This window comes from Sinomonas atrocyanea (genome assembly GCF_001577305.1).
GTDB classification, from domain to species: Bacteria; Actinomycetota; Actinomycetes; order Actinomycetales; family Micrococcaceae; genus Sinomonas; species Sinomonas atrocyanea.
Genome location: NZ_CP014518.1, coordinates 1,810,640 through 1,836,313, shown reverse-complemented (window position 1 = coordinate 1,836,313; position 25,674 = coordinate 1,810,640). Strand labels below are relative to the sequence as shown.

General features: G+C 72.9%; 26 protein-coding genes and 1 pseudogene. 7 read left to right on the top strand and 20 right to left on the bottom strand.

Annotation, left to right across the window (positions count from 1 at the left end):
- Positions 1 to 3 precede the first annotated feature (3 nt).
- On the bottom strand, positions 4 to 1,053 hold the full coding sequence (gene pheS, locus SA2016_RS08475) for a phenylalanine--tRNA ligase subunit alpha (RefSeq protein WP_066497303.1): 1,050 nt from the start codon (positions 1,051 to 1,053) through the stop codon (positions 4 to 6).
- Positions 1,054 to 1,175: 122 nt separating this feature from the next.
- Between pheS and SA2016_RS08470 the strand changes: the two genes are divergently transcribed.
- Together SA2016_RS08470 and SA2016_RS08465 are read left to right on the top strand one after the other, a co-directional pair.
- Positions 1,176 to 1,829 (top strand): SIMPL domain-containing protein, encoded by a 654-nt coding sequence (locus SA2016_RS08470; RefSeq protein WP_066497299.1) that lies wholly within the window; start codon positions 1,176 to 1,178, stop codon positions 1,827 to 1,829.
- 59 nt (positions 1,830 to 1,888) lie between these two features.
- Positions 1,889 to 2,965: an Rv2578c family radical SAM protein gene (locus SA2016_RS08465; RefSeq protein WP_084249417.1), complete on the top strand. Its 1,077-nt coding sequence runs from the start codon at positions 1,889 to 1,891 to the stop codon at positions 2,963 to 2,965.
- 31 nt (positions 2,966 to 2,996) lie between these two features.
- Here SA2016_RS08465 and SA2016_RS08460 read toward each other — a convergent pair whose 3' ends face one another.
- Positions 2,997 to 3,446 (bottom strand): (deoxy)nucleoside triphosphate pyrophosphohydrolase, encoded by a 450-nt coding sequence (locus SA2016_RS08460; RefSeq protein ID WP_276508648.1) that lies wholly within the window; start codon positions 3,444 to 3,446, stop codon positions 2,997 to 2,999.
- Between the two features lie 260 nt (positions 3,447 to 3,706).
- Here SA2016_RS08460 and SA2016_RS08455 point away from each other — a divergent pair, with 260 nt between their 5' ends.
- Positions 3,707 to 4,846 carry an MFS transporter gene (locus tag SA2016_RS08455; RefSeq protein ID WP_229710845.1) on the top strand — a complete coding sequence of 380 codons (1,140 nt, stop codon included), beginning with the start codon at positions 3,707 to 3,709 and terminating at the stop codon, positions 4,844 to 4,846.
- Positions 4,847 to 4,859: 13 nt separating this feature from the next.
- Here the strand turns inward: SA2016_RS08455 and SA2016_RS08450 are convergent, their stop codons facing one another.
- The 5 genes from SA2016_RS08450 to infC all read right to left on the bottom strand — a co-directional run bounded on the left by SA2016_RS08450 (position 4,860) and on the right by infC (position 8,883).
- The gene (locus SA2016_RS08450; protein ID WP_066497298.1) at positions 4,860 to 5,813 is read right to left on the bottom strand and encodes a cation diffusion facilitator family transporter; all 954 of its coding nucleotides are present in this window, start codon (positions 5,811 to 5,813) and stop codon (positions 4,860 to 4,862) included.
- Positions 5,814 to 5,907: 94 nt separating this feature from the next.
- A complete protein-coding gene (locus SA2016_RS08445) occupies positions 5,908 to 6,771 on the bottom strand; it encodes a TrmH family RNA methyltransferase (protein WP_066497296.1) in 864 nt (287 codons plus the stop codon).
- A 111-nt stretch (positions 6,772 to 6,882) separates the two neighbouring features.
- A complete protein-coding gene (rplT, locus tag SA2016_RS08440) occupies positions 6,883 to 7,266 on the bottom strand; it encodes a 50S ribosomal protein L20 (RefSeq protein ID WP_066497295.1) in 384 nt (127 codons plus the stop codon).
- Between the two features lie 92 nt (positions 7,267 to 7,358).
- Entirely contained in the window at positions 7,359 to 7,553 is a 195-nt protein-coding gene (gene rpmI / locus SA2016_RS08435; protein ID WP_066497294.1) for a 50S ribosomal protein L35, read from the bottom strand.
- Positions 7,554 to 7,722: 169 nt separating this feature from the next.
- Positions 7,723 to 8,883 carry a translation initiation factor IF-3 gene (gene infC / locus SA2016_RS08430; protein ID WP_066497292.1) on the bottom strand — a complete coding sequence of 387 codons (1,161 nt, stop codon included), beginning with the start codon at positions 8,881 to 8,883 and terminating at the stop codon, positions 7,723 to 7,725.
- Between the two features lie 348 nt (positions 8,884 to 9,231).
- Between infC and SA2016_RS08425 the strand changes: the two are divergent.
- Positions 9,232 to 9,620: pseudogene (locus tag SA2016_RS08425) on the top strand (DUF1844 domain-containing protein).
- A gap of 19 nt (positions 9,621 to 9,639) precedes the next feature.
- On the opposite strand, the gene SA2016_RS08420 reads toward SA2016_RS08425, so the two are convergent.
- The 8 genes from SA2016_RS08420 to SA2016_RS08390 all read right to left on the bottom strand — a co-directional run bounded on the left by SA2016_RS08420 (position 9,640) and on the right by SA2016_RS08390 (position 15,840).
- The gene (locus SA2016_RS08420) at positions 9,640 to 10,950 is read right to left on the bottom strand and encodes an MFS transporter (RefSeq protein WP_066497290.1); all 1,311 of its coding nucleotides are present in this window, start codon (positions 10,948 to 10,950) and stop codon (positions 9,640 to 9,642) included.
- 45 nt (positions 10,951 to 10,995) lie between these two features.
- Complete coding sequence (locus SA2016_RS08415; protein WP_066497289.1) at positions 10,996 to 11,886, bottom strand: SseB family protein; 891 nt, start codon at positions 11,884 to 11,886, stop codon at positions 10,996 to 10,998.
- Entirely contained in the window at positions 11,887 to 12,627 is a 741-nt protein-coding gene (gene priA / locus SA2016_RS08410) for a bifunctional 1-(5-phosphoribosyl)-5-((5-phosphoribosylamino)methylideneamino)imidazole-4-carboxamide isomerase/phosphoribosylanthranilate isomerase PriA (RefSeq protein WP_066497288.1), read from the bottom strand. It abuts the gene before it with no gap.
- A 30-nt stretch (positions 12,628 to 12,657) separates the two neighbouring features.
- Complete coding sequence (locus tag SA2016_RS21755) at positions 12,658 to 12,816, bottom strand: CG2302 family histidine operon protein (RefSeq protein WP_503413212.1); 159 nt, start codon at positions 12,814 to 12,816, stop codon at positions 12,658 to 12,660.
- A 3-nt stretch (positions 12,817 to 12,819) separates the two neighbouring features.
- Complete coding sequence (gene hisH, locus SA2016_RS08405) at positions 12,820 to 13,491, bottom strand: imidazole glycerol phosphate synthase subunit HisH (RefSeq protein WP_141305470.1); 672 nt, start codon at positions 13,489 to 13,491, stop codon at positions 12,820 to 12,822.
- Between the two features lie 83 nt (positions 13,492 to 13,574).
- Positions 13,575 to 14,207 carry an imidazoleglycerol-phosphate dehydratase HisB gene (gene hisB, locus SA2016_RS08400; RefSeq protein ID WP_066497286.1) on the bottom strand — a complete coding sequence of 211 codons (633 nt, stop codon included), beginning with the start codon at positions 14,205 to 14,207 and terminating at the stop codon, positions 13,575 to 13,577.
- 47 nt (positions 14,208 to 14,254) lie between these two features.
- Positions 14,255 to 15,376, bottom strand: coding sequence for a histidinol-phosphate transaminase (locus tag SA2016_RS08395; RefSeq protein ID WP_066497284.1), 1,122 nt, complete (start codon positions 15,374 to 15,376; stop codon positions 14,255 to 14,257).
- A gap of 92 nt (positions 15,377 to 15,468) precedes the next feature.
- The gene (locus SA2016_RS08390) at positions 15,469 to 15,840 is read right to left on the bottom strand and encodes a LysM peptidoglycan-binding domain-containing protein (RefSeq protein ID WP_084249415.1); all 372 of its coding nucleotides are present in this window, start codon (positions 15,838 to 15,840) and stop codon (positions 15,469 to 15,471) included.
- A gap of 353 nt (positions 15,841 to 16,193) precedes the next feature.
- On the opposite strand from SA2016_RS08390, the gene lexA reads away from it, so the two are divergent.
- Positions 16,194 to 16,901, top strand: coding sequence for a transcriptional repressor LexA (gene lexA / locus SA2016_RS08385; protein ID WP_066497283.1), 708 nt, complete (start codon positions 16,194 to 16,196; stop codon positions 16,899 to 16,901).
- Positions 16,902 to 16,909: 8 nt separating this feature from the next.
- On the opposite strand, the gene SA2016_RS08380 is transcribed toward lexA, so the two are convergent.
- Together SA2016_RS08380 and hflX are read right to left on the bottom strand one after the other, a co-directional pair.
- Positions 16,910 to 18,994, bottom strand: coding sequence for an ATP-dependent DNA helicase (locus SA2016_RS08380; RefSeq protein ID WP_084249414.1), 2,085 nt, complete (start codon positions 18,992 to 18,994; stop codon positions 16,910 to 16,912).
- On the bottom strand, positions 18,987 to 20,594 hold the full coding sequence (gene hflX, locus SA2016_RS08375; RefSeq protein ID WP_066497282.1) for a GTPase HflX: 1,608 nt from the start codon (positions 20,592 to 20,594) through the stop codon (positions 18,987 to 18,989). Before hflX ends, SA2016_RS08380 begins: the two co-directional genes overlap by 8 nt.
- Before the next feature lie 330 nt (positions 20,595 to 20,924).
- On the opposite strand from hflX, the gene SA2016_RS08370 reads away from it, so the two are divergent.
- Entirely contained in the window at positions 20,925 to 21,536 is a 612-nt protein-coding gene (locus tag SA2016_RS08370; RefSeq protein ID WP_066497281.1) for a class I SAM-dependent methyltransferase, read from the top strand.
- Positions 21,537 to 21,547: 11 nt separating this feature from the next.
- The gene (locus SA2016_RS08365) at positions 21,548 to 22,090 is read left to right on the top strand and encodes a DUF488 domain-containing protein (RefSeq protein ID WP_066497279.1); all 543 of its coding nucleotides are present in this window, start codon (positions 21,548 to 21,550) and stop codon (positions 22,088 to 22,090) included.
- Between the two features lie 9 nt (positions 22,091 to 22,099).
- On the opposite strand, the gene dapF is transcribed toward SA2016_RS08365, so the two are convergent.
- The 3 genes from dapF to miaB form a co-directional block, all read right to left on the bottom strand.
- Positions 22,100 to 23,041, bottom strand: a complete 942-nt coding sequence (gene dapF / locus SA2016_RS08360; RefSeq protein WP_066497278.1) for a diaminopimelate epimerase — start codon at positions 23,039 to 23,041, stop codon at positions 22,100 to 22,102.
- Positions 23,042 to 23,051: 10 nt separating this feature from the next.
- On the bottom strand, positions 23,052 to 24,050 hold the full coding sequence (miaA, locus tag SA2016_RS08355; protein ID WP_066497276.1) for a tRNA (adenosine(37)-N6)-dimethylallyltransferase MiaA: 999 nt from the start codon (positions 24,048 to 24,050) through the stop codon (positions 23,052 to 23,054).
- Positions 24,051 to 24,121: 71 nt separating this feature from the next.
- Positions 24,122 to 25,654, bottom strand: a complete 1,533-nt coding sequence (gene miaB / locus SA2016_RS08350) for a tRNA (N6-isopentenyl adenosine(37)-C2)-methylthiotransferase MiaB (protein ID WP_066497275.1) — start codon at positions 25,652 to 25,654, stop codon at positions 24,122 to 24,124.
- Positions 25,655 to 25,674: the final 20 nt, after the last annotated feature.

Here is a 25,674-nt window from a genome sequence, read left to right as displayed (position 1 = left end):
GGACTAGATCTCCATCCCGAAGTGCTGGCTGAAGCGGACGTCGCCCTCGATCATGTCGTGCATGTCGGCGACCTCGTTGCGGAACATGAGGGTGCGCTCGATGCCCATGCCGAACGCGAACCCCGAGTACTGCTCAGGGTCGATGCCCGCCGCCCGCAGGACGTTCGGGTTGACCATGCCGCACCCTCCCCACTCGATCCAGGCGGGTCCGCCCTTCGCGCCGGGGTGCCAGATGTCCAGCTCGGCGCTCGGCTCGGTGAACGGGAAGTAGTTGGGGCGCAGCCGGATCTGGGCCTCGGCGCCGAACATCTGCCGTGCGAAGTGCTCGAGCGTCCCGCGCAGGTCCGCCATGGACAGCCCCTTGTCGATGGCGAGGCCCTCGAACTGGTGGAACACGGGAGTGTGGGTCGCGTCGAGCTCGTCGGTGCGGAACACCTTGCCCGGGCAGAGCACGTAGATGGGGACCTCGCGCTCGAGCATCGAGCGGACCTGGACCGGCGAGGTGTGCGTGCGCAGGAGCAGGTGCGCCTCGGGCGGGTCGACGAAGAAGGTGTCCTGCATCTCGCGCGCGGGGTGGTCGGGCTTGAAGTTGAGGGCGTCGAAGTTGAACCACTCGGACTCGACCTCGGGGCCCTCGGCGATCTCCCAGCCCATGCCGACGAAGATGTCGCTCACCCGGTCCTGCAGCGTCGAGAGCGGGTGCCGCGCCCCGGCGCGGCGGCGCCGCGGAGCCGCCGTGACGTCGACGGTCTCCTCGACGAGGATCCGGGCCTCGTTCTCGGCCTCGAGCACGGACTGCCGCTCGGCGATCGCCTTGTTGACCCGGCCCCGGGCGCCGCCGACGAGCTTGCCCGCCAGGGCCTTGGACTCCTTGGGCAGCGAGCCGATCGCGCGGTTGGCGAGGGCGAGGGGGGACTTCTCCCCGGTGTGGGCGATGCGCGCCGACTTGAGCGCATCGAGGTCGGCGGCACCCGCGACGGCCTCGAGGGCCCTCTCGACGGCGGCGGCGACGGCAGCCTCGTCCACGGGGTCGGGGACGCTCGTCTCGCTCACGGGAACCTCGGTCTCGGCGGATGGGGGCGTTGTCTCGGGCACCCGTCAAGTCTAGTTCACGGCTACGATGCCCCTGTGCGCGCCCAGGGGCGCGGCCGCCGCCTGCGGAAGGACCTGAAGCCATGAGCAGTCCGGACTCCATCACCGTCGTCGGCACCGGATCGGTGACGGTGGTTCCCGACATCGCGGTGCTCCGCGTGGGAGCGGAGGTCCGCTCCCCGCGCCTGGGAGAGGCGTACGACGGCGCCTCCCGGGCCTCGGAGGCGATCGTCGCCGCGGCGCTGCGGTCCGGCGTGACGCGCTCCGACATCGTCTCCGCCTCGCTCTCGGTGGCACCGGAGCTGACGTGGGAGGAGGGCCGCGGCCAGCGCCTCGTCGGCTACGTCGCGAGCCGCGGCCTCACGATCGGCGCCCGGGACCTGGCCCGCACGGGCGAGCTGCTCGACGCCGTGGTGGCCGCCGGAGGCGGCGCCGTGCGCATCCACGGGATCTCCCTCGGCGTCTCGGACCAGTCCGCGGCGGAGGCATCGGCCCAGGAGGCGGCCTTCCGCGAGGCCGAGAGGGCCGCCCGGCGGCTTGCCGCGCTGGGGGCGCGGGAGCTGGGCGCCGTGGTCCGCATCGACGCCGGCGAGGCCCCTCCTGCCGGGCCGGGCCAGCCCGTGCCGCTGCGCCGGGCCTCCTTCGCCGCGGCCGAGGCCAGCGCCCCCCTCGAGGCGGGCGAGACCGAGGTGCAGGCCAGCGTGACGGTGACCTGGGCCCTCGCGGACAGGGCGTAGCGGCTGCCCTCGGCGGGGCACCCTTGACACTCATTCGAAGATGTATTCGAATGAGTGCCATGCGATGGAACACGCAGTCGGTCGCCGAGCCGCTCTCCGGGCCGGACGACGGCACCCCGGCCCAGCCGCCCCTCCTGTCCCTTGCGGGCGCGCTGCGCACGGTGAGGACGCCGGAGTTCCAGGGAATCACCTTCCACGAGGTCGCCGCGAAATCGGCGCTCAACAAGGTCCCGCCGGCGTCCTCCATGCCGTTCCGCTGGACGGTGAACCCCTACCGAGGGTGCAGCCACGCCTGCGTCTACTGCTTCGCCCGGAACACCCACACCTACCTCGACCTGGATGCGGGCCTCGACTTCGACCGGCAGCTGGTGGTCAAGGTCAACGTCGGCGAGGTGCTGCGGAGCGAGGTCTCCAAGCGCTCCTGGGCCCGCGAGCACGTGGCGCTGGGGACGAACACCGATCCCTACCAGCGGGCCGAGGGGCGCTACGCCCTGATGCCCGGCATCATCCGGGCCCTCGCGGACTCCGGCACCCCGTTCTCCATCCTGACCAAGGGAACGCTCCTGGCCCGCGACGTCCCGCTGCTGAAGTCGGCTGCGACCCAGGTGCCGATCGGCGCCGGGATCTCGCTCGCCGTCCTCGACCCTGAGCTCCAGGCCGCGCTCGAGCCGGGGACGCCCTCCCCCGCGGCACGCCTGCGCCTGGTGTCGAGGCTGCGCGAGGCGGGCCTGCCGTGCGGCGTCATGGCCATGCCGATCCTCCCGTGGCTCACGGACTCGGAGGAGCATCTCGACGCGCTCATGGGCAGCCTCGCGCAGGCCGGGGCGACGGGGGTCACTGCCGCTGCGCTGCATCTGCGTCCGGGGACCCGCGAATGGTTCATGGGTTGGCTCGCGCGGACGCATCCGCGCCTGGTCGGCCGGTACCGCAGGCTCTACTCGAAGGGCGCCTACGCCCCCTCCGAGTACCGCGCGTGGCTGGGCCGGCGCGTGGCGGCGGCCAAGGCCCGCCATGGCTTCGGCCGGGGATTCGAGCGTGACGAGGCCTTCGCCCACCGCGATGCGGACGTCGTGGCCGCCGGACGCCCGGCCGCCCGCGAGCCAGCCCTCGTTCCGGGGCAGGACGCCCTCTTCTGAACCGCCAGGAGGCCCGGCCGCGCCATACAGGTCAGCGGGCTGCCTGACGCCGCACCGCGTCCACGATGGGGAAGTCTGCCGGGATCCAGGCGAGCTCCGCCAGGGCGTCCCCGTCGAGGCTGACCCACCGCAGCTGGTCGTGGTCCTGCAGGGGCTCGGGCACGCCCGCGCGCACCTCGGCGAGCCACACCCGCATCGCGGCACGGTCGTTGAGGGGCCATCCCTGCGGGAGCGGGCCGGGCACCTCGGGGCCGAGGGCCACCGCGATGCCGAGCTCCTCGTCCAGCTCGCGGCGCAGGCCGTCCTCGGCCGACTCGCCGTCTTCGACCTTGCCCCCTGGGAACTCCCACAGGCCCGCGAAGGCCGGTGGCGCCGTCCTGCGCGCCGCCAGGAGCATCGTGGGCCGTTCGAGCGAGTCGACGATCGCTCCCCCGACCACCTGGACGAGCCGGGGGCCGGCTCCGTGGGTCTGCGTCTGCACGGGCCCAGTCTAGGGGCCGGGCGGAATGGGAGCGCCTCCCGTACTGTTGGCACGAGACGAGGGCCGACGGCGTTCCTCCCCACACCCCATCCGGCCCCGACACGAGGACTGCCACCGTGCCCACGCCCGAATCGTCCATGCCCCTGAAGGCCCCCGCGGCGGCCGCTGCGGGGGGCCCCTCCGCCGGCGCCCCTGCCGGCAGCGGCACCGCGCGAGGACATCGCTCCACGCTGCTCGCGCCGAAGCCCCTCTTCTGGGCCATGCTGGCCCTCGGGCTCGGCGGCTTCGCGATCGGGACGGTCGAGTTCGCGACCATGGGACTGCTCAAGGAGATCGAGCGCGGGCTCGCGATCAGCACCCCGCAGGCCGGCCAGCTCATCTCCGCCTACGCCCTGGGCGTGGTGGTGGGGGCGCCCCTGCTCGCGGCCATCGGCGCCCGGCTGCCGCGCAAGGCCCTGGTCCTCGGCCTCATGGCGTTCTACGCCGTCGCCAACCTGTCCTCCTTCGTGGCCGCCGACTATGGCGCGATGCTCGTCTCCCGCTTCGCGGCGGGCCTTCCGCACGGGGCCTACTTCGGCACGGCCGCGGTCATCGCCGCCTCGCTCGTGGCACCCACCAAGAGGGGTTGGGCCATCGCCACGGTGATGTCCGGCCTGACGATCGCCAACGTCCTCGGTGTGCCCGCCGCGACCTGGCTCGGGCAGTCCCTCGGCTGGCGCCTGCTGTTCGTGGTGACCGCGGCGATCGCACTCGCGTGCGTCGCCATGGTCGCCCGCTTCGTGCCGTACGAGCCGCCGCACCCCGAGGCGAGCATCCGCCGGGAGCTCTCCGCCCTCCGGCGCGGGCAGCTGTGGCTCGCCCTCGCCGTCGGGGTGGTCGGGTTCGGCGGCTTCTTCGCCACCTACACGTACATCGCCCATACGATGACGTCCATCGCCGGACTGCCGGAGGCGCTGATGCCGGTGGTCGTGGCCCTGTACGGGCTCGGCATGGTCGTGGGCAACATGGCCGGCGGCCGTCTCGCCGACCGCTCCGTGATGGGCACGATCTACTGGGCTCTCGCCGCCGTGGCCGGGGTGATGGTGCTCTACGGGCTCGCCGCCCCCGTGTGGCCGCTCGCCCTGCTCATGGTGTTCGTGGTGGGCGGCTCCGGCTCGATCCTCATCCCCGCGCTCCAGGCGCGCCTGCTCGACTCGGCGCCGGGCGCCGCGACCCTTGCGACCTCGCTGAGCCACTCGGCGCTCAACGTGGCCAACGCCCTCGGCGCGTTCCTCGGAGGCGTGGTCATCGCGGCGGGGTGGGGCTTCGTGGCGCCGGCGTACGTCGGAGCGGGCCTCGCCGTGCTCGGCCTCGGGATCGCGCTGCTGAGCGGCGCCCTCGAGCGGCGCCGGGCGCGCTGACCGCGCCCCGGCGCTATCCGGCGGGCCGTTCCGCGACGGCGGACGGCTGCGCGTCCCCGTCACGGTGGATGTCCGGCTCGAGGTAGATGACCCGTGCGCTCGGGACGGATGAGCGGATCCGGGCCTCGGCTTCATCGATGGTCCGCGCGATCTCGGCCCCGCTCGCCCCGCGGGCCACGGTGATCTTGGCGCCGACCAGAAGCTCCTCCGGGCCGAGGTGCATGGTGCGCAGATGGATGATCCGGGTCCCGTCCGCGGTGATGGCCGCCTCGATGCGCCGCACGTCGGACCGGGTGGCCGATTCGCCCAGGAGGAGCGAGCTGGTCTCCAGGGCGAGCACGGCGGCGATCACCACGAGGAGCAGGCCGATCATGGCCGTCCCCGCGGCGTCCCACAGCCCGTTGCCCGTCACGAGTGTCAGCGAGACCCCGGCGAGGGCGAACAGGAGGCCCAGCAGCGCGCCGAAGTCCTCGAGGAGGATGACGGGCAGCTCGGGCTGCTTCGCGTTGCGCACGAAGGCCACCAGCGACTGGCGGCCGCGCAGCTGATTCGCCTCCTTGACCGCGGTGCGGAAGGAGAGGCCCTCCGCCGTCGCTGCACCCACGAGGATGATGAGCGGCACCCACCACCACGGGCCCTCGATGCCATGGGGGTCCTTGAACTTCTCCCAGGCCTCGAAGAGGGCGAACAGTCCGCCGACGCTGAACAGGACGATCGAGACGATGAACGCGTAGATGTACCGCTCGCGCCCGTACCCGAAGGGGTGCTCGGGATTCGCCTGCTTGCGGGCGCGCTTGCCCCCGAGGAGGAGGAGCAGCTGGTTGCCGGAGTCTGCGACCGAGTGGATCGCCTCGGCGAGCATCGACGAGGATGCCGTGAGCGCGAACGCGAGGAACTTCATCACCGCGATCGACAGGTTTGCTGCCAGTGCGGCAACGACGGCCTTGGTCCCACCACCGGACGACATGGTCCCCTCCTTGCAGAGCCCAGACTGATGTGCAGCCGCTGCCGTGAGGTGCGCACGGACGGCTCCGTCCTACCCTACGGGCATCTGCCCCGGCTCAGCGCCGCTGGCTCCTGGCGCTCGCATACAGGCAGACTGTCGCGGCGGTGCCGACGTTGAGGCTCTCTGCCCGCCCGTAGAGCGGGACGGCGACGCGGTGGTCGGCCAGGTCCTTCTCGGCCTGGCTGAGCCCCTGGGCCTCGTTGCCGAAGAGCCAGGCGGTCGGGTCCTCGAGCCGGTAATCCCCCGCGGTCCCCTCGCCGCCGGCCCTCCGCGCGGCCGAGGCGTCCTGGAGCCCGTCGAGGTCGAGCGGACCGGCGCCGTCGGCGGCAAGGATCTTCAGGCCCGCCCCGCGGGCCTCGGCAGCGAACGCTGCGGGGTCGACGCCGATGACCACCGGCACATGGAAGATCGAGCCGGCCGTGCTGCGGACGGCCTTGGGGTTGTAGATGTCGACGCTCCCCGCCGTGAGGACCACCGCGGAGGCGCCGGCGGAGTCGGCAGCGCGCAGGATCGTCCCCGCGTTGCCCGGGTCCTGGACCCGGCACATGACGGCGAGCAGCCGCGGCTGCTCAGCCAGGACAGCGGAGAGCGGAACGTCGAGCATGGTGCAGACGGACACGATGCCCTGCGGGTTCACCGTGTCGGCCATGGCCGCGAGCACGTCGTCGTCCGCCAGGCGCAGCCGGCCGGTGGCCTCGGCAAGATGGGCGATCTCGGGATGGCGGGAGAGACAGGACTCGCTCGCGTAGAGCTCGACGACGATCGGCGCGCCCCCCTCGGCGCGCCGATCGGCGTCCAGGCGCAGGGCCTCGCGCACGGCCTGCGGCCCCTCGGCGAGGAACTGGCGGCGGCGGTTCCTCGCCGCCCGCGTGGCCAGCTTCGCGACATCGCGGACGCGGTCGGCGCGGGGGTTGGTCATGGTCGGACTCGGTATCACGGACCAACTCTAGCGAGCCCGATCCTGCCGGGAGCGCGGCAGCGCCCGCGCAGCCTTGGGCTGCGCGGGCGCTGGGCGATGCTGCTCTCGGGGCTACTTGGCGACCGGAGCGTTGACGTCGGCCGGGAGGGCCTTCTTCGCAACCTCGACGAGGGCCGCGAACGCGGCGGCGTCGGAGACAGCCAGCTCGGCGAGCATACGGCGGTCGACCTCGACCTCAGCGGCCTTGAGGCCCTGGATGAGGCGGTTGTAGGTCAGGCCGTTGGCGCGGGAGGCAGCGTTGATGCGCTGGATCCACAGGCGGCGGAAGTCGCCCTTGCGCTTGTGGCGGTCCTGGTAGCTGTACACGAACGAGTGCAGCAGCTGTTCCTTGGCCTTGCGGTACAGGCGCGAGCGCTGACCACGGTAGCCGGACGCCCGATCGAGGACGGTACGGCGCTTCTTCAGGGCGTTGACTGCCCGCTTCACACGTGCCACGTGCGTACTCCTTTTGAATCTCTCCCAGACACCCGGGCTCTGCCCGGCCGGGATGGCTCGTGGCCCCTCTCAGGGCCGGTGGGTGGAAGAAATCAGATGCCGAGCATGCGCTTGATGACCTTGGCGTCGCCGCCCGAGACGATCTTGTCCGCCGCGAGGCGGCGCGTGAGCGTCGTCGGCTTGTGCTCGAGGTAGTGGCGGCGGTTGGCCTGCTGGCGCTTGAGCTTGCCGGAACCGGTCAGCTTGAAGCGCTTCTTGGCGCCGCTGTGCGTCTTCATCTTCGGCATGGGAACCGATCTCCTTTTGCTTCCCGCGGCACGGGGCCGCGGATTTCGTTGGCGGCCTGCTCGCACAGGCCGACTCGTTGCGTGCCGCCCGCGGGCTGGGCCTGCGGCGGCGGACTCGGCGGGCGGTCCGCTCACCAGGAGCGAGCGGACCGGCCCGGCCAGGTCTGGTCTAGTTGCCCCGGCGGCCGGACGGCCGGGGCGCCGTCGGCTTCGGGGCGGACGGCTTCGGTGCCGCCGACGACGGGCGCGGCGCGCCCGGCTTGGGGACCGAAGGCTTCGGGACCACCGGCTTGGGCGCCGCCGCCGGCCGTGGGGCCGACTGGGCAGGCTTCGGGGCGGCCTCGGCTGCGGGCTTCGGCGCGACCGGCTGCGCGGGCGCAGGGGCCTTGGGCGCCTCGGCCTTCGGGGCCTCAGCCTTGGGCGCCTCAGCCTTGGGGGCTTCAGCCTTCGGAGCCTCGGCCTTCGGGGCCTCGGCCTTCGGAGCCTCAGCCTTCGGGGCCTCGGCCTTCGGAGCCTCAGCCTTCGGGGCCTCAGCCTTGGGGGCTTCAGCCTGCGGCGCCTCGGCGGGCTCCGCTGCCTGGGCCACGGACTCCTCGGGAGCCTCCGCTGCGGCGGGGGCTGCCTCCGGCTCCGCGTTCTCGCGGGCCTGGGCGGCCTGGAGGAACTCGGCGGGGATCGCGTCGCCCAGCGACTGGGTCAGCGGCGCCTGCCCGGCGGTGACCGAGGCGGACTTCGCTTCCTCGGCCTTGGCCTTGTCGGCAGCGCGCTGCGCTGCACGGCGGGCCTCCGCCTTCGCCTCCGCCTTGTTCTTCAGGGGGCCGATCACCATGACCATGTTGCGGCCGTCGATGCGGGGCGACGACTCGATCGAACCGACCTCGGCGACGTCCTCCGCGAACCGCTGGAGCAGCCGGATGCCCATCTCGGGGCGCTGCTGCTCGCGGCCGCGGAACTGGATCATGGCCTTGACCTTGTCGCCGGCACCGAGGAAGCGGAGCGCGTGGCCCTTCTTGGTCTCGTAGTCGTGCTTGTCGATCTTGAGGCGGAACCGGATCTCCTTCAGAACGGTGTTCGTCTGGTTCTTCCGCGCCTCGCGTGCCTTGACCGCAGCCTCGTACTTGTACTTGCCGAAGTCCATCAGCTTGCATACCGGTGGCTTGGCCTGGGGCGCCACCTCGACGAGGTCGAGGTCTGACTCCGTAGCCAGTCGCAGCGCATCTTCGATGCGTACGATGCCCACCTGCTCGCCCGCAGGGCCTACGAGGCGAACCTCGGGAACGCGGATTCGCTCATTGATGCGTGGATCGCTAATGTTCAAGCTCCTGTACATGTGACGGAAGTGCCCCGGCAACAAGGAAGGCCCCCGATTGCCGGTGCAATCGGAGGCCTCGGATGGCGCCCTCCCCGTCGGGGCGAGCCTGCTCGGCCCGACGTACGCCGGGCCGGCCAACCTGAGTACCCGGCAGCTTTCCGGCCGCGAGGCCCGGACGCCGACAGGTGGGAGGTGATCTCCGCTTGCAAACTGTCAGTCAAGTATACAGGGTAGGCGCACGAAAACCCTCACCAGCGCCCTGTGGGGGTGCTGGCCGGGCTGTCGAACGGCTCACGCGTGAATAACGACATCCAGTCGGTCTGTGCCAAGCTTATCAGCATGAGCAGCACCACCCCCAATGCCCCCATGCCCTCCGATGGCGCCCACCGCCACAGCTTCGACGCGGACCCCGCCGGCACCCCGGACGTGGATGCCCGGGTGCGTGACATCGCGGAGGTCGCGGCCGTGGAGGTCATCACGACGACGGCGGTCCACCTCATGAGCGCGGCCGCCGTCAAGTGCGGGCTGGCCGACGGTGCGGACGCGGCCGAGCTGAAGGACCTCGACGAGGCCCGCAAGCTCATCACCGCGCTCGCGGGGCTCGTGACCGCGGCCGCCCCGAGATCGGCTCGCAGCACGCCGGGCCGTTGCGCGACGGGCTCCGCTCCCTCCAGCTCGCCTTCCGCGAGGCGTCCGTGATCCAGGACGAGCCGGGCAAGGGCCCGGGCGAGAAGTACACGGGCCCGGTCAACTAGCGACGGGCGCTCGCCGCGGTCAGCCGACCGACTGCGGCGAGCGGCGCCGTCGTGCGCTCTGCGCGACGATGCCGCCCAGGCACAGGAGGGTCCCCGCGGCGCCGATGCCCACGAAGCCGGACCACGGGCCCACCGTGTCGATCATGGTGCCCGTCAGCGGCGATCCGAGCGCGGTCCCCGCGGTGAGCGCGGACCCGTACCAGCCCATCGCTTCGCCGCGGCGGCGCTCCGGGACGAGCTCGGCGACCCGCTCCGAGGCGGCCGAGAGCGTCGGTGCGCACAGGAGCCCGGGCAGCACCGAGAGCAGGCTGAGGGTCAGCGTGTCGTGGGCCAGGCCCATCGGGATGGTCAGCACGCTCATGGCCATGAGCAGGACCAGTGGCGAGATGGGCCGGTGCATCGCCCCATAGAGCAGGCCTCCGACGAGGGAGGCGAAGCACCAGAAGAAGAACACGACGCCGAGCTGGCCCCCTTCGCCATGCTCGCGCAGGATCGCGACGATCCCCACATCGGTGCCGGAGAGGACCATCCCTGCGCCGAACGCGACCGCCATCACCACGATGACCGCCACGCCGGCCCAGGCGGGACCGCCGGGAACCCGGCCGAGGAGGCGCCGCAGGCCCGACGCTCCGTCCGCCTGGCCGGCAGCGACCTCGGTGGGCGCGGGAGACTCTGCCGACTCCGGCCCGGAGGCCACCTCGACGAGCTCCGCGCCGTCAGCGTCGGTGACCGGAACCGCTCCGGGCTGCCCCGTGCGGGTGGGCGGGTTGAACCACAGCAGGGCGAGGCCTGCCAACGCTGCCGAGGCGCCGACCCCCATGAGGCCCCAGACCGTGGAGACGTCGACGGCGACGAAGGCGGCCAGGGCGGGGCCCACCATGAAGGTGACCTCGGTGCAGATCGAGTCCAGGGCGAAGGCGGTGCGGCGCTGCCCCGCGTGGGTCATGACGCCGAGGGACTGGCGCACCACCGAGAAGACCGGCAGAGCGAAGAGGCCGCCCACGAGTGCCGCGACGAGCAGCCATGGGTAGTCCAGGTGCGGGGCGACGCCCCACACGACCGCCTCCGCCACGATGGAGGGGATGAGCGCGGGCCGCAGTCCCACCGTGTCGACCCTGCGGCCCCTCCACGGGGCACCGAGGGCGATCCCGATCGTCAGTACCGCCGCCACGGCGCCCGCGGCCGCGTACCCGAGGCCGAGGGTCTGGACGACGTGCAGGGTCAGGAGCACGCCGGCGGCGGAGTGCGGGAGCCGCGCGACCATCGCCACGAGCAGCAGGCGCCGGACCTCTTTCCGGCGCCACAGGTGCCCGTACTGGGCGAAGTCCATGGGTTCCTCTTCCGTGCGCACCGCCCGGCGGTGGCAGGGCGGAACTCAGCCGTCCGCGGCGCGGACCTTGACCTCGATGGAGTCGACGGCTTCCGCGAAGCGGGTGCTGACGGCGAGCCTGCCGTTCAGCTCTGACACCGTCTCACGCACCGCCTCCGCTGGCAAACCCGGCGCGAGGGAGACCGTGAGGCGCAGCTCCGGCCCCGCGCCGCCGCCCGCGACGATGCGCCCCGCCGCATCCCTCGACGCCACCCCTGCGCCCGGGGAGATCGCGATGCCGCGCACCGGGGCGAGCCCTTCAGCGGCCTTCTCGACCTCGTCCACGAGGGAAGGGTCCGCGTACGAGGGGGTCCATTCCTTCTGCTGGGCGAGCGCCCAGACCGCGGGGCGCCGCAGCACGAGGGTGACGTCAGCGCCCGGGTCGAGCACCAGCAGCTCGGCGCCTTCGGAGACGGCGGAGAGCGCGGCGCGGGGAGCGAACACGGCGACCGGGCGCGCGTCCCGGTGCCACGCCTCGAGGCGTTCGACGGAGGTGAAGACCGGCAGCGCCTTGCGGCCGTCCGGGGCGGCGACCGTCACGAGGGCCATGTCCGCCTCCTTGTCCTCGGCGAAGCCGTGCTCGCCGAGGCCTCCCTCGGCCAGGCTGGCCACCACGGCGACGAACACGCGCGCTCCGGCGAGGGCGCGGTGGACGCCGGCCTCGCTCCCGGTGCCCGCGACGAGGTCGGCGACCGCGGCGGCCACGGCCGGGTCCGGGCGGCCCTCGTCGGCGTCGAACTGGTGGAGGGGGTTGCCGTCGCCGCTCAGGTCGCGCCCGTCCCAGGGCTGGCCGGCGGAGTCGGCTGGGCGGCCGGCGCGGGCGAGCGCCGCGGCGATGTGCCCGGGAAGGCGGCGTTCCGTCGAAGGCGACGGGCCGTCGTCGTGCGCCCCGGCCATTCAGCGCCGCCCGGCGACGTCGAGCGCCTCCGGCAGCGTGAACTGGCCGGAGTAGAGGGCCTTGCCCACGATCGCGCCCTCGACGCCGAGGGGCACGAGGGTCCGCAGGGTGCGGAGGTCCTCGAGGCTGGAGATGCCGCCGGAGGCCACGACGGGCTTGTCCGTGCGGGCGCACATCTGCTGCAGGAGCTCGACGTTGGGCCCGCGGAGGGTGCCGTCCTTGGTGACGTCGGTGACGACGTAGCGGGCACACCCGGCGTCCTCGAGCTGGGCGAGCACGTCCCAGAGGTTCCCGCCCTCCTTGGTCCAGCCGCGGCCGGCGAGGGTCGTGCCGCGCACGTCGAGGCCGACGGCGATCCGCTCGCCGTGGCGGGCGATGGCCTTGGCCGTCCACTCGGGGTCCTCGATCGCCGCCGTGCCGAGGTTCACCCGGGCCACCCCGAGCTCGAGCGCCGCCTCGAGGGAGGCGTCGTCGCGCAGGCCGCCGGAGAGCTCGACCTTGAGCGAGAGGCCGCGCACGACCTCGGCGATGAGCGCCCGGTTGTCGCCGCGGCCGAACGCCGCGTCGAGGTCCACGAGGTGGACCCACTCGGCGCCGGCGTCCTGCCACGCGTGGGCTGCATCGAGCGGCGAGCCGTAGCCGGTCTCGCTGCCGGCCTCGCCCTGGACGAGCCGGACGGCCTGGCCGTCGACGATGTCGACGGCGGGCAGCAGTTCGAGGACGGGGGCCTGGTCGGTCATGGTGTCTCCCTCAGTGTCGTCTCCGCCGGCTCACGCGGCCGGCAGGGTCAGCAGGTAGGCCGCCACGAGGGCGGCTGCGGCGAGCGCCCCGAAGGCGATCCAAGTCCAGTTGGGCAGTCCTTGGCGGCGGAACGAGACGGCACCACCGACGAGCAGCCCCGCGAGGCCGAACAGCAGCACGGACCACATGCGTCAGGACGCCCCGGCAGCGGGCTTGGTGAGCGACTCGACCCAGTTGCGCAGGAGCCGGGCCCCGGCGTCGCCCGACTTCTCGGGGTGGAACTGGGTGGCGCACAGGGGGCCGTTCTCGACCGCGGCGATGAACGGCGCGCCGTGCTCGCTCCACGTCACGAGCGGGGGCGCCATGCGCGGCTGGGCCACCTCGAAGTCCCACGACTGCACCCCGTAGGAGTGCACGAAGTAGAAGCGCTCGTGCTCGACCCCGGCGAAGAGCTTCGAGCCCTCGGGGACGGTGACGGTGTTCCAGCCCATGTGCGGGACGACGTCGGCGGGGAGGAGCTCGACCGTGCCGGGCCACTCGCCGAGGCCCTCGGCCTCGACGCCGTGCTCGATGCCGCGCTCGAACATGACCTGCAGGCCGACGCAGATGGCGAGGACGGGCCGTCCCCCGGCGACGCGGCGGCCGATGATCCGCAGTCCGTCGACCGCGGCGAGCTCCTTCATGACGGTCGCGAAGGCCCCGACCCCGGGCACGACGAGGCCGTCCGCCGCGAGCGCGTCCTCGGCCTTCGAGCTCAGGGTTACGGCCGCTCCGGCGCGCTCGAGGGCGCGGACCGCGGAGCGGACGTTCCCCGATCCGTAGTCGAGCACGACGACGGTGGGCCGGCCGTGCGGGTCCGGCACCTTCTCCGCGGCGTGCCTCGGGTCGACGACGACCGCGCCCGGGGTGCCCTCGGGGGCGGTGGGAAGGGCGTCGGGCGCCGCGGTCACAGGGCCCCCTTCGTGGACGGGATGGCGTCGCCGATGCGCGGGTCCGGCTCGACGGCGGCGCGCAGGGCCCGGGCGAAGGCCTTGAACTGGGCCTCGACGATGTGGTGGGGGTCGCGGCCCGCGAGGACGTTCATGTGCAGGCAGATCCCGGCGTGCAGGGTGATGGCCTCGAACACGTGGCGCGTGAGCGAGCCGGTGAAGTGGCCGCCGATGAGGTGGTACTCCTGGCCTGCCGGCTCCCCGCTGTGGACGAGGTAGGGGCGCCCCGAGACGTCCACGACCGCGTGCGCGAGCGCCTCGTCGAGCGGCACCGAGGCCTCGCCGAAGCGGCGGATGCCGGCCTTGTTGCCGAGCGCCTGCTTGAGGACCTCGCCGAACGTGATCGCAATGTCCTCGACGGTGTGGTGGACGTCGATATGCGTGTCCCCGGTCGCCTTCACGGTCAGGTCGATCAGCGAATGCTTGGACAGGGCCGTGAGCATGTGGTCGTAGAACGGGACGCTGCTGGAGATGTCGGAGCGGCCGGTGCCGTCGAGGTTGATGTCGACGAGGACCGAGGACTCGCTCGTGGTGCGCTCCATCCGCGCGGTCCGCTGGGTCACGGGCGCGGTCTGCAGCTCGGTACTCATGGGTGTGTGTCCTTCGATCAGGCGTCTGCGGGGGTGCTTCTTTTATTCTAGGCGGCGGGCAGGCGGCCGTCCGCGGCGAGGAGCTCCTCGAGCCGCGTCAGGAACGCGCTCGTCTCGCGCTCGGTGCCCGCGGTGACCCGCAGGCTCCCGGGGATCCCGACGTCGCGCACGATCACGCCCGCCTCGAGCAGGCCGTGCCAGATCTTCTGCGGGTCGCCGAGACCTGTGAAGAAGACGAAGTTCGAGTCCGAGGACGCCGGGGTGAGGCCCATGCGCGCCAGTTCCTTCACGATGCGGTCCCGCTGGTGCTTGATCTCCTCGACCTCGGCCATGAGGGAGGCCCGGTGCTCGAGCGCGGCGAGCGCCGTGGCCTGGGTGACGGCGGAGAGGTGGTACGGGAGGCGGACAAGGCGCAGCGCGTCGATGACCTCGGGGGCGGCGGCGAGGTAGCCCAGGCGTGCGCCGGCGAGGGCGAAGGCCTTGCTCATGGTGCGCGTCACGATCAGCCGGGGGCGGCCGGGCAGCAGCGTGAGGGCGCTGTGCGTGCCGAGCTGGGCGAACTCGGCGTACGCCTCGTCGACGATGACAATGGCCTGGCTCGCCTCGCCCGCCTCGTAGACGGCCTCGACCACGTCGAGGCCGAGAGCCGTCCCGGTCGGGTTGTTGGGCGAGCACAGGAAGACGATGTTCGGGGCGAGCTCGCGCACCTGGCGCGCGGCCGAGGCTGCGGTGAGCTCGAAGTCCTCCTGGCGGGTGCCCTTCAGGTACGCGGTGCCGGTCCCGGCGGCGAGCAGCGGGTACATCGAGTAGGTGGGAGGGAAGCCGAGGGCCGATCGCCCCGGGCCGCCGAAGGCCTGGAGGATCTGCTGCAGCACCTCGTTCGACCCGTTGGCGGCCCAGAGCTGCTCCGGGGCGAGGCCGTGCCCGAGGTACTCGGCAAGGGACTCCCGCAGCCGCGTGAACTCACGGTCCGGATACCGGTTCAGGCCCCCGACGACTCCGCGGACGGCCTCCACGATGGCGTCCTGGACGTCCTGCGGGACGCCGTGGGTGTTCTCGTTGACGTTGAGCTGGATGGGGACATCGATCTGCGGCGCGCCGTACGGATGCTGGCCGCGGAGGTCATCGCGGAGAGGGAGCCGGTTGAGTCGCTGAAGCTGGTCGTCCACTGCTCCAGCCTACGCCAGCGCCCTCGGCGCACCCCATTCGGAGGCGGCAGGACAGGGCGTTCGTGACGCCCGGCACCGGAGCCGCCTTGCGGCTACTTGAGGACCGGGACGAGGATCTGTTCGCCGGGGAGCACCCGGACGCCGGTGAGGCCGTTGAGGTCCTGGATCTGACTGACGGTGACCCGCGGATCCTGGTTCGGCACGCGCCGGGCGGCGATCGTCCACAGGGACTCCCCCGGCTGCACCGTCACGGTCACGGTGGCCCCCGGGCCGGTGAGGGGCGCCGCGCCCGCCTGGGCCGGCACCGTGAGGGCCGCCCATGCGATGAGCATCGCGAGCGTTGCCAGGAACAGCGGGACGACGACGAGGACGATGCGTCCCCGCCGCGTCAGGCGCAGCGGCGTGCGGGAGGTCCGTGCCGCGCGGGGTGCCGCGAGGGGGCCGAGATGGATCGCGTGTGCCATGGTCTGCCTTCCCCTGCACCTCCCGGGTCCGGCGGCGCGGCGGGCTTCGATTCTTCGAAGCTCCAGCGCAGGAGCGGGACTCGGAGGTGCAGTTTCTTCGAATGCATCTTCGAACTTCTTGGTTCCTTCCTAGCACCTGTCCACGAACAATGTCCAGACTCGCTCGAACATGTGTTTGAAAGGTGCACACAACTGTCCTACGGTGGGAGCAGCACGGGGCACGGGCCCGAACCTTCGGACCGGCTGCTCCCTCTCAAGGCCATGGAGACATGGTGCGGAGGGGGTCCGACAGTTCTGGTCCCGAGCCGGTACAGACCGCGCGGAGGCGCGGGCGGCGAAGGGACAGGGACGGCATGGCACCACGGACGAAGGCGGCAAAAGGGCTGACGGCGCGCCAGAAGAGGATCCTCGAGACGATCCAGCGCTCGGTACAGCTCAAGGGGTACCCGCCCTCGATGCGCGAGATCGGCGACACGGTCGGGCTCGCTAGCCTCTCGAGCGTCACGCACCAGCTGTCGCAGCTGGAGAAGCTCGGCTACCTGCGGCGCGACCCGAAGCGTCCGCGCGCCATGGAGGTCCTGATGCCGCTCACCCTCGACGAGGGCGAGCTCAGCGTTAGCGGCGAGGGCGCCGCGGCGCTGCTCGGCGCCGGCGGGGCCACGCTGGAGACCATGGCGTCCGCAGCGGACACGGCCATGGTCCCGCTCGTCGGCCGCATCGCCGCCGGTGGCCCGATCCTCGCCGACCAGGCGGTCGAGGACGTCATGCCGCTCCCCCGCCAGCTCGTGGGCTACGGGGAGCTGTTCATGCTCCGCGTCAAGGGCGACTCGATGATCGATGCGGCCATCTGCGACGGAGACTGGGTCGTCGTCAGGCGGCAGAACAGCGCCGAGAACGGCGACATCGTCGCCGCCCTGCTCGACGACGAGGCCACGGTCAAGACGTTCCGGCAGCGTGACGGCCACACCTGGCTCCTGCCCCAGAACACCAGGTACGAGCCCATCCTGGGCGACGAGGCGACGGTCATGGGCAAGGTCGTCTCGGTGCTGCGCTCCGTCTGAGCGCAGCCTCAGCCCGCCTGCGCGAGCCTCCCGAGCGCGTCCAGCACCACGCGGCGGTCCGTGGTGCCCCACAGCGGCGGCAGTGCCCCGCGCAGGAAGGCGCCGTAGCGCTCGGTGGCGAGGCGCGAGTCGAGCACGGCCACGACCCCGCGGTCCGCGGTCGTGCGGATGAGCCGCCCGGCGCCCTGGGCGAGGCGCACCGCCGCGTGGGTCGCGGAGACGCTCATGAAGCCGTTGCCCCCGGCCTGGGCGACGGCCCGGGAGCGGGCGGACATGAGCGGGTCGTCCGGGCGCGGGAACGGGATCCGGTCGATCACGACGAGCCGGCACGACTGCCCCGGCACGTCGACCCCCTGCCAGAGGGACATGGTCCCGAACAGGCAGGTGTCCGGCTCCGCCGCGAACTGCTTCACGAGCGCGCTCATGGACGACTCGCCCTGGCACAGGATCGTGGTCTCCAGCCGCGACCGCAGCTCGTCGGCGGCCTCCTCGGCCGCGCGCCGCGAGGAGAACAGGCACAGCGCCCCGCCGCGCGAGGCGGCAAGGAGTGCCTCGAGCTCGTCGAGCGCCTCGGGCGAGACGCCGCGGCCGGGCTTGGGCAGGTGCCGGGCGACGTAGAGCATGCCCTGCTTCGGGTAGTCGAACGGGGAGCCGACGTCCACGCCGGTCCAGGTGGGCGCGCCGGGCCCCAGGAGGCCGAGGGCGCCCGCGGTGGGCTCGAAGGCGGAGCCGATCGCGAGCGTCGCGCTCGTGAGCACCACGGTGTGCCCGTCGAAGAGCCCGTCGCGGAGCCTGCCGCCGATGCTCAGCGGCGCGATGTGGAGCATGGCCGGTGCGTCGTCGTCCGGCGTGGAGTAGCCCGTGACGGGGTCCGGGGCGCCCAGGCGGGTGACCCAGACGACTTCGCGGTTGGCCTCGGCATCGAGGAGCCGCTCGCAGACCTCCAGCACGGCCATGAGCCGCGACCGGGCGACCTGCCGGGCGCCGTCGGCCGACTGCGACTCCCCAGGCTTCGAGTCGGAGAGGGCCACGCGGCACGCGTCCCGGACGAGCGCGACGTTCTGCGCCTGCTCCTCGTTCAGGCCGCGCGCCAGGAGGCCGGTAGGTGCGGAGGTGAGCGAGAGCTCCAGGGCGGTGGCGGCGCCCTGGAGCGCCTCGACCGAGATGGCGCAGTGCCGGCGCGCGCTCGAGGCGGCCGCCTGGATCATCTGCCCGGAGAGCTGGGCGCTCACGGCGCCGGTCACCCGGTCGGCGAGCTCGTGGGCCTCGTCGACGACCACCACGTCATATTCCGGGAGGACATTGAGGCCCTCGAAGGCGTTGATGGCGAGCATCGCGTGGTTGGTCACGACGATGTCGGCCTCGGCCCCGCGCTGGCGGGCGAGCTCGCTGAAGCATTCGGCGGCGAAGGGGCACTTCTGCGCGCCGAGGCACTCAAGGGCGGTCACGGAGACCTGCCGCCAGGCACGGTCGGTGACGCCGGGGACGAGGTCGTCGCGGTCCCCGGTCTCGGTCTCCTCGGACCACTCGCGCAGCCGCTGCACCTCGCGGCCGAGCTGGCTCGTGGGCCCGGCGCCCGGGTGGGGCACCGCGTCCTCGCCGAGGGAGAACAGCTGGCCCTCGGCCGGCTCGTCGGTCGGGAACCCGCCCTCGAGCTTGTGCCGGCACAGGTAGTTGGAGCGGCCCTTGACCAGGGCCACGTCCACCGGCCGGTCCAGGTGGGGCGTGACCGCCTCGAGCAGGCGCGGCAGGTCGCGGCCCACGATCTGCGCCTGGAGCGCGAGCGTCGCGGTGGCCACCACTGCCGGGCGGTCGCTCGCCTGCGCATGCGCGATGAGCGGCACGAGGTACGCGAGCGACTTGCCGGTGCCGGTGCCGGCCTGGACAAGGAGGTGCTGGCCGTCGGCGATCGCCCGGGCGACCTGCCTGGCCATCTCGTGCTGGCCGTCGCGCTGCTGGCCGCCCATCGCGGCGACCGCCGCGTCCAGGAGGCCGAGCGCCTCGCGCTCGTCTGCCGCGCCGGCGGACGGTGGGCGCACGACGGCGGGCGCGCCCCCGCCGTCGTGCGCTGCGGTGCGGTGGGGATCAGTCATGGACGACGAACGGCTCCAGCTCCGCCGCGAACTCCTCCCGGACCACGACCTCGACGCGCGTGCCCGACTCGACGTGCTCGAGCGAGCGGATCTCCGCGCTCGAGGTGTGCAGCCGGTTGAGGATGTCGCCGCGGCTGTAGGGCACGAGGATCGTCAGGGCCACGTCGGGGCGCGGGATCGCGTCGCTGATGGCCTCCTTGAGCTCCGCGATGCCCTGCCCCGTCCGGGCCGAGACCACGACGTGGCGGGGCTCGCGCTGGCGGAGCCGCTCGAGGACGAACGGGTCCGCCGCATCGGCCTTGTTCAGGACGATGATCTCGGGGACCTTCCGGGCGTCGACGTCGGCGAGGACGGCGCGCACGGCGGCGATCTGGCCCTCGGGATCCGGATGCGACGCGTCCACCACGTGCAGGATCAGGTCGGCGTCCGCGACCTCCTCGAGGGTCGAGCGGAAGGCCTCCACGAGCTGCGTGGGCAGCGAGCGGACGAACCCGACGGTGTCCGCGAGCGTGTACGGCAGGCCGTCCGGAGTCTCGGCCCGGCGCACGGTCGGGTCGAGGGTCGCGAACAGCGCGTTCTGCACGAGCACGCCCGCGTCCGTGAGGCGGTTGAGCAGCGAGGACTTGCCGGCGTTGGTGTAGCCGGCGATCGCGACCGAGGGGACCTCGTTGCGCTTGCGGTTGGCCCGCTTGGTCTCGCGGGCCGGCTTCATGCCGGCGATCTCGCGGCGCAGCTTGGCCATGCGGGTGCGGATGCGCCGCCGGTCGAGCTCGATCTTGGTCTCGCCGGGGCCGCGGGAGCCGATGCCGCCGCCCGCGGCGCCGACGCGGCCGCCGGCCTGCCGGGACATCGACTCGCCCCAGCCGCGCAGGCGCGGGAGCAGGTATTCGAGCTGGGCCAGCTCGACCTGGGCCTTGCCCTCGCGGCTCTTCGCGTGCTGGGCGAAGATGTCGAGGATGAGCGCGGTCCGGTCGATGACCTTGACCTTGACGATGTCCTCGAGCCCACGCCGCTGGGACGGGGAGAGCTCCGAGTCCACGACCACGGTGTCGGCCCCGGTCGCCGCGACGATGTCGCGCAGCTCGAGCGCCTTGCCCGAACCGAGGAAGGTCCCCGCGTCCGGCTTCTGGCGGCGCTGGACCACGCCGTCGAGCACCTCGGACCCCGCGGTCTCGGCCAGCGCGGCGAGCTCGCGAAGGGAGTTCTCCGCGTCCTCGAGCGTGCCCTCGGACCAGAGGCCGGCGAGCACGACGCGCTCGAGGCGCAGCTGCCGGTACTCGACCTCGGTGATGTCCTCGAGCTCGGTGGACAGGCCCGCCACGCGGCGCAGGGCGCGCCGCTCGGCGAGGTCCTGCTGGTCGCCGTCGTAGTCTCCGTGCTCAGTCTCGACGTCGGAGATGGCCAGCGCACGGCCGTCGCCGAGCGCGCCCCGGGGGCGCTCCGAGCGCTGGTCGGCCCGGGAGCCCTTGGCGGTTGCAGCCTCCTCCTTCGCGAGGATCCTGTCAATCACCGCCTGGATGTCGGCCGGGCTGAGGTCCTGGGGCGCGTCGCTGCCCCCTGCCGCACGGGACGATCCCGTGGTGTGCTGTTCGTCGGTCATGGTCTCCTTCGAGGATGCAGTTCCAGAATAGTGCGGGCGCGCGGCGGCGCCACTGCGAGGCGGGGTGGGCTGTGGAAAAGCGCCCAGAGGGTGCTCGGGCAGCACGGTGCTCCTTGGTGGTCTCTGTTCGTGGTCCGGCCGGAATGGTCCATCGGCTCGGGGAAGGCCCGGAAACCCCGGCTGCGCACCTCAGGGGAGGGCAGCGGGAGGTGTCATCGGGTCACTTGAACAGGCGCATGAATCAAGTATACCGGATGCTGGGGGCCGCCCGCGGGGCACTGCCCGTGCGCGGCTCACGCCCCCGTCGGATTCGCACTAGGCTCGATTCCCATGGACCAGGCACACTACTTCAACGCCGACCCCGACATCCCGGACGTGCGCCGGCCGCTCGCCGTGGTCCTCGAGGGGCGCGAGGTGACGCTGCGGACCTCGGCTGGCATCTTCAGCCCGGACGGCATCGACAAGGGCACCGCGGTGCTCCTGGCCGAGGCGCCCGACCCGGCCCCCGAGGGCCACCTGCTCGACATCGGCTGCGGCTGGGGGCCGATCGCGCTCACCCTGGCCCTGCGCTCCCCCGCGGCCCGCGTCCACGCGGTCGACGTCAACACACGCAGCCTGTCCCTCACCGCCGAGAATGCCAGCCTGCTCGGGCTCGCCAATGTGGCGGCCGAGCTCCCCGGCGACGTCGACCCCGACATCCGCTTCTCGACCATCTGGTCCAACCCGCCCATCCGCATCGGCAAGGCCGCGCTGCACGAGCTGCTGCTCACCTGGCTGCCGCGGCTCGAGGTGGGCGGCGAGGCGTGGCTCGTGGTGCAGAAGAACCTCGGGGCGGACTCGCTCGCGCGGTGGCTCGCCGAGGAGCTCGGTGACGCGTACGACGTCGCGCGGCCGGCCACGTCGAAGGGCTTCCGCGTGCTGCGCCTCACCCGCCGCCGCTAGGGGTCCGGCCCATGACGAAGGTCTTCACCATCGGCCACTCGACCCGCCAGCTCTCCGAGCTCGTGGCGATGCTGCGCCCCCACGGGGTGACGGAGCTGGTGGACGTGCGCTCGTTCCCGGCGTCGAGGAAGCATCCCCAGTGGAACCAGGACGCCCTCCGCGAGGGGCTCCCCACGGGGCTCGGCTACCGGTGGCTGCCGGCCCTGGGCGGCCGCCGGCACACGCCTGCGGGCACGCCGACTCCGAACGGCGGGTGGCGGGTGAAGGGCTTCCGCGACTATGCCGACTACATGGCCGGCAGCGACTTCCACGAGGGGCTCACCGAACTCGTCGGACTGGCCGAGGAGGGCATCCCCGCCATCATGTGCAGCGAGGCAGTGCCGTGGCGCTGCCACCGCAGGCTCATCACCGACGCTCTCCTCGTGGCCGGCGTCGAGGTGGTGCACCTCATCTCGCCCACCTCCCAGGAGCGCGCGCAGCTCACGCCCTTCGCCCGCGTCGACGCGGACGGGCGGATCACCTACCCGCCGCCGGACGGGACGGGTGCCGGCTGAGCGCTGGGCTCAGCCGAGGGTTCCGTGCGCCACGATGACCGCGGGGCCCGAGAGCTCGACGTGCTCGCGGCCGTCGGGGCCCGGCACGAAGGAGACCCCCACCGTGCCGCCGGGGACGCCGACGGCCCACCGGTCCGGGGCACCGGCCCCGGCCCAGTACCGGATCGCGACCGCGGCCGCGCAGGCCCCGGTCCCGCAGGACTGGGTCTCGCCGACTCCGCGCTCGTGCACGCGCATGGTGATGCTGCCCACGCCGGCGGACACGAGCGGGTCCGAGGGCACGACGAACTCGACGTTCGTCCCGTGCGGCGGCACGGGGTCGACGAGCGGGGCCGTGTGGAGGCCGAGTCCTGCGAGCTCGCTCGATTCGGCGAGCGCCACCACGGTGTGCGGATTGCCCATGCTCACGCTCAGCCCGGGCCGGGCGACGTCGAGGCCGGCGGCGGTGACGGTCGCATCGCTCGCCTCGGCGGCGGCGTGCTCCGGGTGGATGAACGTCCAGGGGCCCATGTCCACAGCGAAGCCGTCCTCGCGCCGCTCGACCCGCTTCACCCCGGCCCGCGTGCCGATGGGCAGCACCTCGCCGGGCGCGAGCTCGACGAGGCCGGCATCGAGCAGGAAGGCGACGAAGACCCGCACCCCGTTGCCGCACATCTCCGAGAGGGACCCGTCCGCGTTGCGGTAGTCCATGAACCATTCCGCGCCAGGCTCCTCGGCAAGGAGTGCCTCGCCTTCGGGCAGGCGGCGCGAGCGGATGGCGCGGATGAGGCCATCGGCGCCGAGGCCCTGGTGCCGGTCGCAGAGCGCCGCGGCCTCTGCCTCGCCGAGGTGCAGTGCTCCGTCGGGGTCGGCGACGAGCACGAAGTCATTGCCGGTGCCGTGCCCCTTGGCGAAGGGCAGGCCCGCCAGGGCTGCGAGGACGTGGGGTACCGAGGTCGTCGGAACGGTCATGCCCTCAAGCCTACCGGGCCGCGCCGCGGGCCTCGGGTTGGGGCGGTGAAGCCGCCACCGATGAGGAGTCGGCCTCCCGGACCACGGCGAGCGCCTGCTCGATCAGGTCCGGGGCCTGCGCGTCCAGCCAGTGCACGCGCGGGTCTGCGCGGAACCAGGTGAGCTGCCGGCGCGCGAACTGCCTCGTCGCGACGATCGTCTCCTCCGTGGCCTGCTCCGTGGTGGACGTCCCGTCCAGGACCGCAAGGAACTGGCCGTAGCCCAGTGCCCGCGACGCGGTGCGTCCGTCGCGCAGCCCCGCGGCGGCGAGCCGGGCGACCTCGGCGGGCAGGCCGGCGTCGACCATGCGGTGGACGCGGGCGGCGAGGCGCCGATGCAGCTCGGCCCGGTCGAGGTCGAGGCCGATCTGGACGGCGGGAGCCGCGTACTGGCGCTCGGGCATGAAGGAGCTGAACGGCCGTCCCGTGAGCTCGTGCACCTCGAGGGCGCGGATGACCCGCCGCGCGTCCCCCAGCCGGCCTGCGGAGACGGGGTCGACACGGCGCAGGCGCTCGCGCAGCGGCCCGAGGCCGCGCTCGGCCGCCTCGGCCTCGAGGCGGGCGCGGACCGCCGGGTCGGTGCCCGGGAACTCGAGGACGTCGAGCGCGGCGCGGACGTAGAGGCCCGAGCCGCCCACGAGGATCGCGCGCCGGCCGCGGGCGTGGATGTCCGCGATCGCCGCCCGCGCCCACCCCTGGAAGCGGGAGACCGAGGCCTCCTCGGTCACCTCGAGCACGTCGAGGAGGTGGTGCGGGACGCCGCGGCGCTCCTCAAGGGTGGCCTTGGCGGTGCCGATGTCCATGCCGCGGTAGAACTGCAGCGCATCGGCGTTGACGACCTCGCCGTCCAGGGCGAGCGCGAGGTCCACCGCGAGGTCCGACTTCCCGGACCCGGTCGGACCCACCACCGCGATGACCGGCGGCGCGGCGGGGACGGAGCCGGCGGCGGGGGGAGCCTGAGGCGCCGGCACGACGGCGGGTGGGCGGCCGGCGTCGTCCGCGCAACCCGGCCGCCCGCTCGGCGCTGCCTGTCCCACCGGGGCTATGCGCCGCGGACGGGCAGCGCGGGCATTCCCAGGCTCACCCCGCGGCCCGTGGACCCGGCGCCCGGCGCGGGCACCCCGCAGGAGTCGGCCTGGGAGCGGTCCCACGCGTCTCCGGCGCGCGAGCGGCGCAGCGAGTAGTCGGCCGGGTCGGCGGGGTCCGCGATGAGGTGGAACGCGGCCGCCTCGGTCACGGTCACGGTGACGAGGTCGCCCGGCCGGGGGGCCTGGGCGCCCTCGGGGACGGAGAAGTGCACGAGGCGGTTGTCCCGTGCGCGCCCGGAGAGGCGGTGGGTCTCCCCCGCCTTGCGGCCGGGCTGCGCCGTCGCCATCACCTCAAGGGTGCGGCCCACCTGGGCGGCGTTCTCCTCGGCGGCGATCCTGTCCTGGAGGGCGATGAGCCTCTCGTAGCGCTCCTGGACCACGGCCTTGGGCAGCTGCTCCGCCATGGTCGCGGCCGGCGTGCCGGGGCGCTGGGAGTACTGGAACGTGAAGGCGCTCGAGAACCGGGAGCGCTCCACGACGTCGAGGGTGGCCTGGAAGTCCTCCTCGGTCTCGCCCGGGAAGCCGACGATGATGTCGGTGGTGATCGCCGCGTGCGGGATCCGCTCGCGGACGCGGTCGAGGATGCCGAGGAACTTCGCGCTGCGGTACGAGCGGCGCATCTCGCGCAGGATCCGATCGGAGCCCGACTGGAGCGGCATGTGCAGCTGCGGCATGACGTTGGGCGTCTCGGCCATCGCGTCGATGACGTCGTCAGTGAACGCCGCCGGGTGGGGGCTCGTGAAGCGCACCCGCTCGAGGCCCTCGATCTGCCCGCAGGCGCGCAGGAGCTTGCCGAAGGCGAGCCGGTCGCCGAATTCGACGCCGTAGGAGTTGACGTTCTGGCCCAGCAGGGTGACCTCGATCGCGCCGTCGTCCACGAGGGCCTGGACCTCGGCGAGGATCTCGCCGGGCCGGCGGTCGCGCTCCTTGCCGCGCAGGCTCGGGACGATGCAGAAGGTGCAGGTGTTATTGCAGCCGACCGAGATGGAGACCCAGCCGCTGTAGACGGAGTCCCGCTTGGTGGGCAGGGTCGAGGGGAACACCTCGAGCGATTCGAGGATCTCCAGCTGCGCCTCGTCGTTGTGGCGCGCGCGCTCGAGCAGCGCCGGAAGCGCCCCCACGTTGTGGGTGCCGAAGACCGCGTCCACCCAGGGGGCCTTCGCGAGGATCGTGTCCCGGTCCTTCTGGGCAAGGCAGCCGCCGACGGCGATCTGCATGCCGGGGTGCCGCTCCTTGACCGGGCGCAGCTGACCGAGGTGCCCATAGAGCCGGTTGTCCGCGTTCTCCCGGACGGCGCAGGTATTGAAGACGACCACGTCAGGCTCGGCGCCCTCGGGCGCCTTCACGTAGCCGGCTGCCTCGAGGAGGCCGGACATCCGCTCGGAATCGTGGACGTTCATCTGGCAGCCGAAGGTGCGCACCTCGTAGGAGCGCGGCGCAGAGGTCGTGGCGGGCTCGGCGATCGGGGCGGGCAAGGTGGAACTCACCCATCAAGCGTACCGGCAGC